The following is a 14,742-nucleotide window of genomic DNA, read 5'->3' as shown; positions in this document are numbered from 1 at the left end:
TATAATCCAATATGTTAATAATGGTTTTTACATGCTGCATCAATGGGGAAATTATCTGAAATCTGCCATTGTCGGCTGTCCGCATTGTAATAAGCCGTGGCCGTTGATGATCTCATCCAGGATATACCTGCATCCATAAGTTCCGATAAGGCTCCGGTTTATGAATGAAGTCCCGTGACTAAAAGGGAACCTGGTCTCTACACAGGTTGTTATGCTGCTGCTTTTTCTGATCTGTTCCGCAGACATACCGTCTGTGAAAGCAATGTCGTAGAAGCCGGAAGGGTCTGCCTCAAGTGAATCAATGCAGTCCGTATCCCGCAGATATTTCATAAGGTTCTCTGTAGAAAGCGTTGCCGGTCCAAGGACCTTTATATATCCAGGCATGACCGACAGATGGTCAAACATCCATTTGATGATCGGAAGCACATCCGAAGATATACCGGTCACGGAGCAACTGCTGCCGCGCAGACTTCCTCCCGCTTTCTCGGAATTCATCAATATCTTGTTGACCCTGGATCTCTCTGAATCGATCTCGTTCAATAATCCCCCCGGGTCGACCCCAAACTTATCCGATACATCGTACGCGAAAGATGCCAGCGACGGATATCCGATGGGCGACCCCAACCTGGGTATCAGGTACGGGATGCCGAATTCTTTGTAGTAGTATTTTGCAGTCTCGATCGAGAATTCGGGGTGTATGAGGATGTTTAGTTCTGCGCCGCATGACCGCTCCACATCTTCTTTTTTGCAACTGCATCCGATAAAGGAGACTGTCTCCAATCCCAGCATTCTCATCATTCGTGATATCTCCTCTTTACCATATTCCCAACCCCCGTCAGAAATATTGTAGCCCAGGATGTTGACAGAATTGGGGATCGTACTCAATGTCTTCGAACAGATGTGTTCAACTATCCTTTTCATCGTATCGTCGAATCCCTCATATACTGACATATTAGAGAGATATTTGTTTGCAAGAATGACCCTGTCCTCCCCTCCAGACCTTCTGACAGCCTCTTCGTTGTCTGTCACTTGTATAGATGCGCCAAGGGTGTCTATCATAACAATGTCTGATCCTGTAACGGAAAGAAGTGAACCTATCCCGTCGACGATCTTGCCCGAAGAACCCATCACTATGTCATTGGAATTAAGATAAGTGCAAGGAAGTCTGGATTGCCTGCTGAAATATTTTGACGAGCAGCACCCCGGTTCTTCCCCCATATAATCTCGAACGAGCTCTTTCAAAAGGATCTGTGCCCTGGAACGGCAGCCTCCCGGGCCGTTGATCAGAGCCCTCATGTCGGATGTGCCTTCTGTCGCAAGGACCGCGCCGATAAAACCATCTGGCTCCGTGTTCATTGGGGATCCCTCCATCCGTCGCATGCGGGCATACGAAAAGCGTTCCGGGCCCGCTTCGCCCAGTATAGGGTTCCTCTCAACCCTGTGAAATTAGTGTTCAAACCCACCCAATTCGCACCGATCCTTCCCACACGGGGATCGCCGGAGACCAAGATGTCACAGCCCATTTTGTCCATGAGACCTTTGACCTCGCAGAGAGGGAGATCGTAGATATGCTCTATCTCTTTATGTCTGGTCTCTTTATCGTTGTCTTTCAGGAGGTTGCATTTCCAATGCGCAAAGCATTTGACGGTGATTCCCATGTCAAGCAGGGTGTCGATGTACCAGTCCATATCGCTGCCCACCCTCTCATATATCATAGCGGTTTTGCCTTCAGTATACTTCCTCATCTCATTGATGGAGTCATAGTAGTTCTTTTCGATAGTGCGGAGGTATGCATCGCCTGATCCATGCCTCCCCGTCATCTCGGACAAGGCTGAGATCCATGCCTTAACTTCATACAGGCCGTGCGGCATTCTCAGGACAATATGTTCCCTCCCTTCGGTCAGTATCTCTGTGATCTTGTCACCTAGCATGGAAACCCCGACCTGTATGTTATATTCGGCGGAGGGCATTTTCTTTATGGACTCTATCGAAACGCCCCTTGCGAAAACCGTGTTGGGCCTGAGGCCGACCGCATTTAGTATCTCACTGATCTCGTCAATGTTCTCAGGCCTCGACAGAACAGATATGGAATATGTAAGGAGGTTGACCGTATCAGGTATTACTTCCAAGTTTCGGTCCAGCATACCGCTCATGCGTCTCAGGACGCCATCTAAACATCCGAACTTGCTGCTTAAGAATAGGCTGTCCTCGGGGACCGCAATAACATTCACTCCTTCAATGGAGATCTCATCTGCTATTCCCTTCAGATCCGTACCCATTGCCGCAGGCGCACAAGTGGGTAATATGAATATATTGCCGTAACCTTTCTCCGCCACTTTTTCTACGGTCTCCTTTATCCGTTCCGTATCTCCTTTGAATGTAAGATCATCGCTCATACATGTGCTGTAAAGATTGAATAAAGACGGCTCATCGGTCAAAGACCGTGTTTTATAAGACCTTCTGAGGTTGGAGTATTCCATCAGGAAAGCACAGTTCCTTGGTCCATGCAGAACGATTCCCACGTCGGACATCTCCTGCAGCAGTTTGACCCCGCCGTGCGAAGTGCAGCAAGGCGTCACATAATTACCGAAATACTTCATACCCACCCCGTGATCGTAGAAGTCAAAATCAAAGATTATCTCTTTATCAGGAAGTTTCTCAGCTTTAACGCATTTACCTGAAATGATCCCTTCCATGGCCTCATCGGTAAGGGGGTACGGCAGGGCCAGATCTATGCTACCCTTAGCGGCTTCGATTATTATGTCGATGATATTGCGTATCTCGTATGCAGAGTCTGATTCGGAGAACGACTCCAATACTGTAGACCCTATCCTTTCCGCCTGTGCGAACGCATCACTTTTAGATACTCTGCCCAATATCGGGAGTTTTGCGGCCCTGGCGAATTCCTCCGCAAAATGTCCTTTGTCGAGTGTCTTTCTGTTGATGACAGCGCCTAATATGCACGGGCCGTTGTTCAGATTCCTTATGCCGATCAATATATTGTTCGCTGCATATATGGACATGAACTCATCAGATATTACCAGGACGATCGCATCTGCGAACTCCTTTCTCATAGGTACTGAAAATCCTCCGCATACCACATCCCCCAGCACGTCATGTATCCGTATGTCATAATCTCCGGAGGAGTTCTCCTTGAGATAGTCGAACATTCTTACTATGCCTTTGCCGGCACATCCTAATCCTGGTATTGCGCCTCCGCATTCGATGCATGACACTCCATTAGAGCCTTCCAGGATCGGATTCGCCATATCGCTGTCTGTCAGATAATCCATAAAAGTGTTCTGTTGGATACTGTTCATAAGCAATTTCGTGGAATCGTGTTTAGGATCGCATCCAACGTGAAGCACGTTAAATCCTTTCTCAGACAACCCATATGAGATGTTAGAGGAAATTGTGGATTTCCCGATACCTCCTTTGCCGTAGATAGATACTGCGTACATACGTAGAAAGAGTATGTAATATTGGATATATAATCCAACTCAAAGAGTTCCCTTTAAAGGGTCACGGTCAACCGTTAGAATGACATCAAAACCTTGGATGTTCGGCCATATGTTTTGGAAAACCAATCGTTAATAATATTAACTAATATGGATGTATCATCCAATATGTCAACGGAGTTACCCGAGAAAAAAGACAGGAAAGTTGCCCTGGTGGTTGTGGATGTGCAGAGAAAGTTCACAGGAGGAACAATATCTGAGGACAGCTGCAAAGAATGCGTTGAGACGATCAATAATGCTGCGGCGATGTTCCGTGAAAACGGCAGACCGGTAATATTCATCTATTACGACGGCCCGTGCCACTGCTCATCATACAGCAAAGACGACGGTGACGAGTATCTTCACGGAATCATATCGGATCCAAGAGATATCATTGTCCACAAAGAGCATATGAACTCATTCCAAAAGACCAAGCTTGCTGATGCCGTAAAAGAATGCGGATGCGACAGCATACTGCTTGCGGGCATGGTGACACAATACTGCGTTATGGGAACATATTATGGGGCGTTCGAGCACAGCATAAGCCCGTATATGCTGGTCGGCGGGACGATTGCCACCGCAAATAAGTACAACGAGGCTGCATACTTGATATGTAAAACTTTCACGCTCGATGATGTCAAGGAGAACCTCATTACTGCAAAAGTACCCGAATCTACCAAAATGTGCGGTTGTGAGTACCAGAGGTGTGAGGTAACAGATCGTTGAAATGAGAAAACATCAACGGGGCACATTCAAAAAATACCGTTTCTTATTTTTGATGCCCGAGTCGCATAGAATTCGGGATAGGAACAGCATAATTGATAAAAGGAATGGCGGGGGCTGTTGACAGTTACGGATGGATGCGGCTGGGGAAAAGGCGGAATTGAACAGCTTCACCCCGGTAATGCGGCACATTTAAGGCAGAAAAGCACCCACTCTGGCGCCGAAGGCACCCGAGTAAACATCAATGAATGATGTCGGCTGACGTAAAACGCTAACTGCGAACGCGGATGTCCGCGCGATCAAGGCGATGTTTAAGTGAATGCTCAGAAGAGATCCGGCCTGATTGTCAAACTCCAATTTAATATATTATGATGAACATATCAAGTTGGATTATACATCCAAGTGGTATAAATGGTAATGAACCAGAAAACAATAATAGCGGTCATGGCTGTGGTGGCTATTGTCATTGTCGCTGCGGCAGCTGTTGCGTTGACGTCAAATGATGATGACGAAGGAGGACTCAAAGACGGTCTGGGAAGGTCTATAAACGTGGAGTCCACTGACAAGATAGCGGCAACATCCTCAATTGTCACAGAGATAATTTGCGGACTGGGAGGATACTCGAAACTTGCCGGCGTAACCGTTGACAGTTCCTATGCTGTCAACGAATACGTTATGGGCATGCCGGATGACGGGTATCCGAAAATAATCAATGACGGCCTAAGCAACGGGACTTTGACTAACATGGGCGGAATGTATATGATAGCAACGGAGGCCATACTTCCCGCAAACCCAGATGTTGTTATTATGGGAGGGTACTTCAACAATGAAGATACAATAATTCAGCTTGAGAATATGGGTATTCCTGTCGTTGTCTGCAGGAACGATAACTCACTAGAGGACATTTACTTCAATATCGATCTGATAGGAAAAGTAATAGGAAAAGAGTCTGAAGCACAAACATTGATCAACCAGATGAAATCTGCAATCGGTAAGGTCATCGATTGGACCGCGTCTATTGACGCTGCTCCTCAAAGAGTAATGGTGTCTATGGGATTCGGTTATGGTAATGTATACACAAACGGCGACACATACATAATGGGTACACCTATGATAACTGCACTCGGAGGTATTAACGCATTTTCTGGAGAAATACCCGGAATGTACACTCCCATCTCAACTGAAGCGATCGTTACCGCGAACCCCGACATCATAATCGACAACGGTTCTCCAAGCAGAGCTGATCTGGATGCGATAACGACAGACACGTTATTAAAGGAGATAAATGCGGCCAAAAACAACAAGATATATGGCGCATTCGAAACATGCAATACGTCATTCGGCCTTTGCTCTCAAGGTTTCGTGAACTCATATGCATTCATGGCCATGTTCATGTATGAAGACTATCTTGACTTCAAGATCGACCATTACATGGGCAACAATTATCCGGACTATCTCAAGCTATTTTGGGAACAGATCAATTCTTAAGAAACACTGTGTCAAATGACACCATTTTTATTTTTTTTCTTATGGTCTTTAAAAGAGATTAGTACAAATATCATGAGGCACATATAGAGTTGGATTATACATCCAAGTGGTAAATATGGTAATTGGCCAGAAGACAATCATTGTGGTTGTGGCATTAGTAGCTATGATCATTGTTGCCGGTGCGGCGGTTTTTGTATTGACGTCTAGTGACAAAGAAAGCAGCGGTGCGGTGACTCTCATCGACGGGGATGACAGAACAATCACCATTACATCTTCAGACAGGATCGTCTCTTTAGATTATTCTCAAATAGAGAACATCTGTGCAATAGGGGGGTACAGCAAACTTGTGGGGGTAACTGTTAACAACAATAATTACACTTATGCTAGCCCGGATCGCATATTAGGGATGTCCGATGACGGGTTCCCTCAGTCTGTGGTCAACGGGATGAACAACGGAACGATAAAAAATCTTGGTCCGAACGGCTCTGTTACATCTGAAACCGTACTTAGTGCAAATCCAGACCTTGTGATAGCGGCCCCCCACGGAAGCAGCGCAGATACAGTGTCTCAGCTAGAGAACATGGGAATAACCGTTATTATGTGCAGGCCCAATACTTCCCTTGAGAACTTTTACTTCAACATCGAGCTGATGGGTAAAGCGATTGGGAAAGAATCAGCGGCCACAACTGTCGTCGAACAAATGAAATCTGCAATCGGGAAGATCGCAGATTGGACCAAATCGATAAATGAGGTCCCCCAAATAGGAATGTTCATCAGCTTTTCGGAAACGGGAGGCGCGTGGGCGATCGGCGATCAGTTCTATAAAGGAACAACGCTGATAGAGATGCTCGGAGGGGTGAATGCATTCAGCATTTCAGAGAACTACCTGCTGACATCGCACGAAGGGATCATTGCCGTAAATCCGAACATAATAATTTCTGGAACTGCCTACGGCCCTATTGATTATATTCACACAGACCCGATATTGAAAAGCTTGACCGCAGTACAAACAGAAAGGGTGTATTCCTTTATCGGCTTAAGCAGCTCTCCGTGGTCATCGACCTCAATAGAGTTCGTGAACGCGATCGCATTGGTGGCAATGTTCATGTATGAGGATTATCTGGACTTTGAGATCCCGCACAAAATGGGCGATGACTATATGGATTATCTTAATAAATTTTGGAATCAGATCAACGTTTGAAGAAGCATGGTGCCAGTAGGCGCCATTTTTACTTTTATTTCTATCTTTGTTTCTTTATCATACGCCGTCCTTTAAAAAAGAATAGTACAAATATTATGATAAATATATTTAGTTGGATTATACATCCAAGTGATGAAAATGGCAATAGGTAATAAAACAATAATTGCAGTCTTAGCGGTGGCGGCCGTAGTAGTTGTTGCCGCTGCGGCAGTTTACACAGCATTTCCGGATAACAAAGAAGACAACGGCCCCGTGACTCTCATCGACGGTGCCAGAAGGACCGTCACAATAACATCTTCAGACAGGGTCGCGTCTGTGAACTATTCCGCCACGGAGATGATTTGCGGCATGGGGGGATACGATAAACTCGCGGGAGTCAGCGTCGATACGGGCGGCTATAGGACCCAAGACTATATTATGGGGGTCACTGACGATGGGTTTCCTCAGTCGGTGGTAAACGGGCTGAACAACGAGACGATCACTGATCTTGGAGGAATGTACCGCATATCGGCGGAGTCCATCCTTCAATGCAGTCCGGACCTGATAATAGCGAACATATATGGCAGCAGTGAGGATACGATATCCCAGCTGGAGAATATGGGGATACCTATTGTGCTCTGCAAAGACAACTCTTCCATTGAGAACTTTTATTACAATATCGAACTGATAGGCAAAGCGATCGGAAAAGTGTCAGAAGCCAAAACTCTTCTGGATCAAATGCAATCTTCGATAAAAAAGGTTGCAGATTGGACTAAATCCTTTGACGATTCCCCCAGAGTGGGAGTGTTCATATCTTTTTCGGAAAGCGGGGCATACGCCTGCGGAGAGGAATTCTACAAAGGAACAGTGCTGATAGAGATGCTGGGCGCAGTAAATGCGTTCAACATCCCGGGGAACTACCAGCTGACCTCTCAGGAAGGCATTGTAACTGTTAACCCGGACGTAATAATATCCGGTGGCGGCGACGTAGTCTTTTTTGACTCAATAAAAACGAATCCCATATTGAAGAGTCTGTCCGCAGTGGAAGACAATAGAATGTATTGCTTTGTAGACACTTGCAGTAGCGTGTTCAGCTCGACCTCCGTGGAGTTTGTAAATGCGGTAGCGTTGATGGCGATGTTCATTTATGAGGAGCACTTAGAATTTCAGATCGATCAATACATGGGGGACGACTACGTAAGCTATCTGAAGATGTTCTGGGAGCAGATAAACTCTTAAGAAAAATGGGTGCAAAAAGCACCGCTCTTATTTTTTATTTTCAACTCTGTCATCTCGGTCATGACACTGCTTCTGAGAAAGGAATAATACAAATATGATAAACAACATATTTAGTTGGATTATATATCCAATTGGTGAAATGGCAATGAATAATAAAACAATAATTGCAGTCTTGGCGGTGGCGGCCATAGTAGTTGTTGCCGGAGCGGCAATAATCGTTACTACAGGCGACGACAATAAAAGTGGCGGCGGGCCGGTCACCGTGGTCGATACCCTCGGCAGGGAGGTGACTATTACCTCAACCGATAGGATAATATCCTCGGGCGTCGTGCCCACAGCGATACTTTGCGGGCTGGGACTGAGCTCCAACATCGTCGGAGTATCAATCGATACGGGCATATACGACGAGGATCCCTACGTCATAGGGCTGACCGACGACGACTTCCCCAAGGCCATAACCGACGGTATCAGCAGCGGCAGGATAGCTGCGCTCGGGCCCATGTACCTCATGCCGGCAGAGACTTTGGCTTCGGTACCTTCAGACCTTGTGATATGCCAATCAACGAACGAGGAGATACGTATTGCATTAGACGCGCTCGGCATAACATACATTGTAATTCAAACCCCCGGTTCCATGAAAGAGGTATATGATACCATTGAGCTTGTGGGCAAAGCGGTCGACAGGGAGCAGCCAGCCGAGAAAATGATATCCGAGATGAAATCTGCGATAAAGAAAATAACCGACTGGTGTGAATCTATAGTCACTGATGAGATGAAAGGGGAGAAATACCGTGTTGCCCTCATGATAAGTGCAACATATGCCAATGGCAGGAATTCCGCACCTGGGAACATATTGACGGATCTATGCGCCGACAACGCATTCGAGAGTGTAGATCGAACCGCCCTCGTCTCAACGGAATCGATAGCAAGCGTCAATCCCGACATAATAATCTACACAGGTCTTGAAATCTATGACCTTGTGGTCCCGGCTGAATTTATAGAATCTTTGTATGCCGACCCCATTATTGGAAATACAGGCGCAGCGAAAAACGAGCTGATATTCGCCCTGTCCGGAGGGGCGAGGAGCCCCACAGCTTTCTATGAGCAAGGCATCGTGGGAGCATATGCGATCTATGCGATGTTCATTTACAAAGACCATCTGACGTTTGATATAACGAATGTGTTCGACAGCTCCAACTACGTCGAATATTCAAAGTTGTTCTGGGAGCAGATAAACGCTTAAGAGACAAGGCGCCCAACGGCGCCGCTCTCAATTTTTAGAGAAAAAACAAAGGAGTGAACAAAATGGCAGGCGACTGGAAAGATATAGTGTCCGCAGAGAAGAAAGAGGAGCGCAGAATGATACGGGAGTTCCCCTGCGGGGTGTCAGTTCACAGACAAAACAGATCTCTGATAGTGACACCTCCGTCAAAGGACTGGAGGGCACTGTCCACAGGCAACTTCAACGGAGGGTTCATGTCCTCTCCGTCAGCGATATTCAATACCACAAGCATCGGCGGGAGTGCGGAGTACAGCAACATGGGGAAGCCGATAGAATTCCACAATATGCGCACGGAGGAATATGCAAGATTTCTCGACTTGGACCCGTCTTCTACGTTAGGCTTGGGAACCGCAGCACACATGGATAATGCGGCGATCGACTCAACGGAAGTAGGCGGGATAGAGGTATCGATGGCGATAACAGGCGGGATCCGCGGTAATGGGGGCCGTGCAGGAGACCCCGCGAGCCACGATGAGATGGAAAGAGCACTTAACAAGAGCGGCACCATCGTGATAATCCTGGCGATAGATGCCGACCTCCCTGACAGCGCATTGTTGGGGGCGATGATGACAGCCACCGAAGCTAAGAGCAGAACATTATTGAAACTGATGGGAAAGAGTCTGTATTCTAATGGGATAGCAACAGGATCGGGCACAGACCAGGTCACAGTGTTATGCAACAAAGGAAGCAGGAACAAAGTCGCAGAATATAGCAACGGTTCCAAGCTGGCAAAGGCGATAAGAGAGTGCGTCGAGAAGACCCTCGCAAAAGCATTGGACGACCAGTCGATGATGAACCCAGAAGCAGAGTGCAACCCATACCTTATGATATCTAGGCACAAGATAACTGAGATCAACTGCCATAATGAAATGAGATATCCATTCAAAATGAAGACTCTGAAGGAAGGCCGCAGGAGACTTTCAGAAGATGCTTCAGCGGCTGCGATAGTGTCCGCGGTCTTACACGTAATGGATGAAATGGAGTGGGGGTTGATACTTCCCGAGGCCGGCACCGATGCCTGCAGAGGAATACTCAAAGCAACAATGGAGGGCCCCTCAATGGAAGACCCTGTTCTCAGAAAACGTTTCGAATTGACTGAAACGCCCGCAGAGATGCTGACCCTGGCAATGGCAATGATGCTTTTTGATAAAGCTGCAGAAGTAGATGCGGAGGGATCAATTTGAGCACCAGACAGGAAGTGTGCGGCGGATTCATAGTGTGCACAGATGCATCCAGCATAGTCATAAGTCACCCTGCGGGAAGATGGTCTGTACTGTCCTCTTCAGAAGGAGGGTATTCGGAAACACCTGACCAGCTGACCTTGACGAATGAAACACCACAAATTGGCAAATTCACGATCAAAACATCCCCTGATGTAAAGACGGCCTCATTGGTCTCAAAATCCCACCGCATGACGTCGGTATCTGCGCTGGTCATAGCTGATCCTAATCCTTCTGTAAACGGAGATAAGGCCGGAGGACATAGGATATCGGTAGTGCTAATGGTAGATGCAGATCTTCCAACTGGTACGATGGCGAGGGCGGCCATAACATCCACGGAAGCAGTGACATGTGCATTCCAGCAATTAATGATCGGACGCTCTGATAGAAAAGAGATCTCCTCGGGAAGCGATTCCATTTGTATCTCTGTTCTAAGTAACATAGGGTGCGGCAGAAGGCTGTACGGTGCAGGAAAGCACTCCAAACTCGGGGAGCTGATTGGGAATACCGTGATCGAAGCCACTATATCTTCAATGGGAAAGAACGGTGTGACCCAGGATTCTCAGGCAGACGTCTTCAAACGGCTGGAGAGATTCGGAGTCACAAAAAGATCCTGCAGAGAGTATCTGACCACTGTGGGTCTGGTGCCGGGAGATGGTTTTGATGCAGCACTTGACGCAATATCAGGCGACAGGATTATGCTTTCGTATGTTTCGGCGGTCCTTCAGATAGCCGATGAGATTTCATGGAAGCTGATACCAAAAGCTGAAGGATATAAAATAGGCCGAAAAATAATATGTGCCGCAATATCAGAAGACGCATCAAAGAGCAATGATCTTGTCGCAGATATAGTGTCTGCGATTGCCATGAGGGCTTTGGGAGACATATGATCGTCTGAATCAAGGACCTCACTAAACGTTTTCAATTACTTTCTCTTCCATCCTGTATACTCTGGTATGGGCATTCCCGCAGATCTGAGGACATCAATACAACGCGGTTCTCCCTTTGCCGCACCAGAATTGAAAAGCTCAAAAGCCTCATCATCATTTCCTTCGGATCGGAGTATGTCTCCCAACACATACATGGCCTTTGAATATCCTTTATCGGCCGCAGTTCTCAGAAGTTCCGTTGCTCCCTCTTTGTCTGCGGCTGTGCCTGTTCCTTCAAGGTACATCAGCGCAAGGTTGTACATCCCGCGCGGAGAACCATTCTCTGCAGCTTTCCCATACCAGTAGAGCGCTTTAGAGACGTCTTTCTCAGTTCCCTGACCGTTCATATATAGCTGGGCGAGGTTGGCCTGCGCTCTGAAGTACCCTGCTTCGGCCGACATGATATTCCACTTCAATGCCTCCTCATAATCCTGATGAGTTCCCTTACCGCCCCTGTAAAGTATCGCCAGATTGCATTGGGCTTTGATGTTCCCTCTTTCCGCTGCCATCCTATACCATCTGACGCCTTCTTCTTTGTTCACCGGAACGCCGATACCGACCGCATTCACATAGCCCATGTTCCTCATACCTGAATCGTTTCCGTTCTCAGCGGCCGTGCGGAAAAGCAATACTGCCTCCTCATTCGGCCCTTCACGGTCGATAAGCATCACTCCAAGATTGACCATTGCCATTGTGTTGCCATGCCTGACGGATTCTCTGTAAAATTTTTCTGCTTCGGTTTCGCTCGTTGAGATCAAAGCAAGATTGAAAGGATCGGATGGCCCGATGTCTTCAATAGGGTCGTTGAACCTGTCAAGCATGTCAACACCTGTTATCGGTGACCATGGTTGCCGTTTTCTCGGTGGCATCGCGGCAGTTGCTCTCCATAACGGAAGGGTGGGGACCCATTTTAGAGAGTAGTTCTTCGATCCTCCTCCCGGTAAGGTCCACCGCCCCTTTGACAATGTTCAGGGCGGTGCTCTTCTCCCCTAATGCCCTTACGGGATATGCTATAATGCACTTCTTTGCTTTGATCGTGATATATTCGGGATCCCTCGGCCCAGCGCTGATGTCATAGTGTTTTCCGGCCATGCTGTATTCCGGGCTCTTAACGGGTTACTGTGTAATATAGATTGGCACATACATCCAACGTCAGATCGGTTCAGAGAAACAAATGGGTACTCGATTCAGCATATCAGACGGCAAACTAGAACAGTCTTGATCTTTGACGAGAAGGCCAACCGTCCACAGTACAACTAAATGGATGATCGTGGGTCTAGCTGACCCTCAGGTTTATACATAAGTTCGCGATTTATGTATGTTGGACATATATTCCAATAGGTGATTAATTGGAGGAAGTGATATCGGTTGAGGGATTGTCGAAGACATTCGGTAAGAAGGTTGCTGTAGACAATATTGACTTAAAAATAATGAAAGGAGAGGTGTTCGGTTTCCTTGGGCCCAACGGTGCCGGGAAGACCACTGCCATAAGGCTTATAACCACTCTTTTGAACAAGGACTCCGGAACGGTGATCATAAACGGATATGACATCGATAAAGAAACGATCAAAGCAAAAACGAGTATCGGGGTGATACAGCAGCACATCAGTCTCGACAACGACCTGACGGTCATCGAGAACATGATATGCCATGCCAAGTACCACAAGATCCCAAAAAAGGTCGGGATGAAGAGAATAAATGAACTGATCGAATATCTGGGGATAGGAGAGTACCGTGACTATAAAACAACAAAACTGTCAGGAGGCTGGAAGAAAAGGGTCTGCATCGCATGCGCGCTCATCCACAACCCCCCAGTATTGTTCCTGGACGAGCCGACGGTAGGACTGGACATCGCCGGAAGAAGGCTCATCTGGGACATAATAAAGAAACTGCACAGCGACGGAACCACCATTTTCCTTACTACACATTACATAGAAGAGGCGGAAGCGCTCTGCAACAGGGTCGCATTCATTAACAATGGGAAGATCATTGAGACAGATACGCCCAAGAACCTTTGCGTCAAAGTCGGATCCACGGCAGTTGAAGCCTTTGACGGGGAAAAGACAGATTATTCTTATTTCGACGACAGAGAAGAGGCCAACCAATATGCAAGCAAGCTTGGCTACGGATATACGGTTGTGATCAGGAACACAAACCTCGAGGACTGTTTCGTCAAGATAACCGGTGACTCCGTTGGTGATCAGAAATGATCGACAATGTACGAGAAATAAGCAACGTGGCATGGGCCGACATACGCTTCATGAGGCACACGTGGGTGAATGTCTTCCTTATGAGCATGATGACCCCTTTCCTTTATCTTCTGGCCTTTGGCTACGGGGTTGGAACATTCGTTAATGACATTGAGACCGACTATGGCATCATGTCATACATTACTTTCATTATACCCGGTATAATTGCTTTGACAGCGCTGTCCGCGCCGTTCTCCTCAGTATCCGGAAGGATGAATGTTCAAAGATTATACTACCGAAGCTTCGATGAGATGATGTTGTGCCCCCTCAGATTCTCTTCTATCGCCATCGGAAAGGCAATGATGGGAATAATACGCGGTCTTTTGAGCTGTTCAATTATCTTTATCCTAGGCTTCGTGTTCACGCACCTAACAGGCACTACCGGTATGCAGTTAGAGTTCAGTTTTCATTTCGTGATCGTCCTGTTGGTGTCTTGTTTCACATTCTCCATGTTGGGTGAGACCGCCGCGTTCTTGGCAAAATCGCATGCGAGTATGGCAACATTCAGTACATTGGTGATCCTCCCCATGACATTCCTGTGCGGTACGTTCTTTGTGATATCGATGATGCCCGGATGGTTCCAGGCTATTTTGTATGTGCTTCCGCTGACGTACTCAAGCACCCTTATGAGGGAATCCCTGATCCGGGTTGACGGAGTAGTGCCTTTCGATACGATGTCTTGGGTGTTCCTGATAATATTGATCGCAATGGGGTTGGCGTTGCTTCTGCTTAACATATATCTGATGAAGTCCAGGAGGATCTGAGGACATCACGGTCAAACTTTATTCAATAAACAAAAAAGGGAGGGTTCGCCCTCCCGGGCTCTTTTTTCTCAATCTTCTGTTCTCATAGCGACCCGGCCTTTTTTCCATCGCTTATTCCGGCTGGTTGCGCTGTGCAGCAATGCCGGGAACACAGAGAGGTATGCTCTCCAC

13 protein-coding genes are annotated in these 14,742 nt (G+C 47.1%); 9 read left to right on the top strand and 4 right to left on the bottom strand.

Annotation, left to right across the window (positions count from 1 at the left end; genetic code table 11):
• Positions 1-51 precede the first annotated feature (51 nt).
• Positions 52-1,356 (bottom strand): nitrogenase component 1, encoded by a 1,305-nt coding sequence (locus tag FWG96_01840; GenBank protein MCL2032002.1) that lies wholly within the window; start codon positions 1,354-1,356, stop codon positions 52-54.
• Positions 1,353-3,461: an AAA family ATPase gene (locus FWG96_01835; GenBank protein ID MCL2032001.1), complete on the bottom strand. Its 2,109-nt coding sequence runs from the start codon at positions 3,459-3,461 to the stop codon at positions 1,353-1,355. Before FWG96_01835 ends, FWG96_01840 begins: the two co-directional genes overlap by 4 nt.
• Before the next feature lie 165 nt (positions 3,462-3,626).
• Between FWG96_01835 and FWG96_01830 the strand changes: the two genes are divergently transcribed.
• The 7 genes from FWG96_01830 (at position 3,627) to FWG96_01800 (ending at position 11,519) form a co-directional block, all read left to right on the top strand.
• A complete protein-coding gene (locus FWG96_01830; GenBank protein MCL2032000.1) occupies positions 3,627-4,223 on the top strand; it encodes a cysteine hydrolase in 597 nt (198 codons plus the stop codon).
• A 414-nt stretch (positions 4,224-4,637) separates the two neighbouring features.
• Positions 4,638-5,708, top strand: coding sequence for an ABC transporter substrate-binding protein (locus tag FWG96_01825; GenBank protein MCL2031999.1), 1,071 nt, complete (start codon positions 4,638-4,640; stop codon positions 5,706-5,708).
• A gap of 115 nt (positions 5,709-5,823) precedes the next feature.
• Positions 5,824-6,909: an ABC transporter substrate-binding protein gene (locus FWG96_01820; GenBank protein ID MCL2031998.1), complete on the top strand. Its 1,086-nt coding sequence runs from the start codon at positions 5,824-5,826 to the stop codon at positions 6,907-6,909.
• A gap of 138 nt (positions 6,910-7,047) precedes the next feature.
• A complete protein-coding gene (locus tag FWG96_01815; protein MCL2031997.1) occupies positions 7,048-8,127 on the top strand; it encodes an ABC transporter substrate-binding protein in 1,080 nt (359 codons plus the stop codon).
• 145 nt (positions 8,128-8,272) lie between these two features.
• Positions 8,273-9,370: an ABC transporter substrate-binding protein gene (locus tag FWG96_01810; GenBank protein MCL2031996.1), complete on the top strand. Its 1,098-nt coding sequence runs from the start codon at positions 8,273-8,275 to the stop codon at positions 9,368-9,370.
• Positions 9,371-9,432: 62 nt separating this feature from the next.
• On the top strand, positions 9,433-10,593 hold the full coding sequence (locus tag FWG96_01805) for an adenosylcobinamide amidohydrolase (protein MCL2031995.1): 1,161 nt from the start codon (positions 9,433-9,435) through the stop codon (positions 10,591-10,593).
• Complete coding sequence (locus FWG96_01800) at positions 10,590-11,519, top strand: adenosylcobinamide amidohydrolase (protein MCL2031994.1); 930 nt, start codon at positions 10,590-10,592, stop codon at positions 11,517-11,519. The genes FWG96_01805 and FWG96_01800 overlap by 4 nt, the downstream gene beginning before the upstream one ends.
• A gap of 35 nt (positions 11,520-11,554) precedes the next feature.
• On the opposite strand, the gene FWG96_01795 is transcribed toward FWG96_01800, so the two are convergent.
• Both FWG96_01795 and FWG96_01790 read right to left on the bottom strand, forming a co-directional pair.
• Positions 11,555-12,379: a sel1 repeat family protein gene (locus FWG96_01795; GenBank protein ID MCL2031993.1), complete on the bottom strand. Its 825-nt coding sequence runs from the start codon at positions 12,377-12,379 to the stop codon at positions 11,555-11,557.
• A gap of 1 nt (position 12,380) precedes the next feature.
• A complete protein-coding gene (locus tag FWG96_01790; GenBank protein MCL2031992.1) occupies positions 12,381-12,650 on the bottom strand; it encodes a hypothetical protein in 270 nt (89 codons plus the stop codon).
• Positions 12,651-12,916: 266 nt separating this feature from the next.
• Here FWG96_01790 and FWG96_01785 point away from each other — a divergent pair, with 266 nt between their 5' ends.
• Positions 12,917-13,768: an ABC transporter ATP-binding protein gene (locus tag FWG96_01785; GenBank protein ID MCL2031991.1), complete on the top strand. Its 852-nt coding sequence runs from the start codon at positions 12,917-12,919 to the stop codon at positions 13,766-13,768.
• Positions 13,765-14,571, top strand: coding sequence for an ABC transporter permease (locus FWG96_01780; GenBank protein ID MCL2031990.1), 807 nt, complete (start codon positions 13,765-13,767; stop codon positions 14,569-14,571). The genes FWG96_01785 and FWG96_01780 overlap by 4 nt, the downstream gene beginning before the upstream one ends.
• Positions 14,572-14,742 lie beyond the last annotated feature (171 nt).

This window comes from Candidatus Methanoplasma cognatum (assembly GCA_009777615.1).
Lineage (GTDB): Archaea > Thermoplasmatota > Thermoplasmata > Methanomassiliicoccales > Methanomethylophilaceae > Methanoplasma > Methanoplasma cognatum.
This window is presented reverse-complemented; position numbering and strand designations above follow the sequence as displayed.

Coding starts and splice junctions, on each gene's coding strand:
- FWG96_01805 (MCL2031995.1), top strand. CDS start 9,433: ATGGCAGGCGACTGGAAAGATATAGTGTCCGCAGAGAAGAAAGAGGAG.
- FWG96_01830 (MCL2032000.1), top strand. CDS start 3,627: ATGTCAACGGAGTTACCCGAGAAAAAAGACAGGAAAGTTGCCCTGGTG.
- FWG96_01790 (MCL2031992.1), bottom strand. CDS start 12,650: ATGGCCGGAAAACACTATGACATCAGCGCTGGGCCGAGGGATCCCGAA.
- FWG96_01810 (MCL2031996.1), top strand. CDS start 8,273: ATGAATAATAAAACAATAATTGCAGTCTTGGCGGTGGCGGCCATAGTA.
- FWG96_01815 (MCL2031997.1), top strand. CDS start 7,048: ATGGCAATAGGTAATAAAACAATAATTGCAGTCTTAGCGGTGGCGGCC.
- FWG96_01825 (MCL2031999.1), top strand. CDS start 4,638: ATGAACCAGAAAACAATAATAGCGGTCATGGCTGTGGTGGCTATTGTC.
- FWG96_01840 (MCL2032002.1), bottom strand. CDS start 1,356: ATGAACACGGAGCCAGATGGTTTTATCGGCGCGGTCCTTGCGACAGAA.
- FWG96_01835 (MCL2032001.1), bottom strand. CDS start 3,461: ATGTACGCAGTATCTATCTACGGCAAAGGAGGTATCGGGAAATCCACA.
- FWG96_01780 (MCL2031990.1), top strand. CDS start 13,765: ATGATCGACAATGTACGAGAAATAAGCAACGTGGCATGGGCCGACATA.
- FWG96_01820 (MCL2031998.1), top strand. CDS start 5,824: ATGGTAATTGGCCAGAAGACAATCATTGTGGTTGTGGCATTAGTAGCT.
- FWG96_01795 (MCL2031993.1), bottom strand. CDS start 12,379: ATGCTTGACAGGTTCAACGACCCTATTGAAGACATCGGGCCATCCGAT.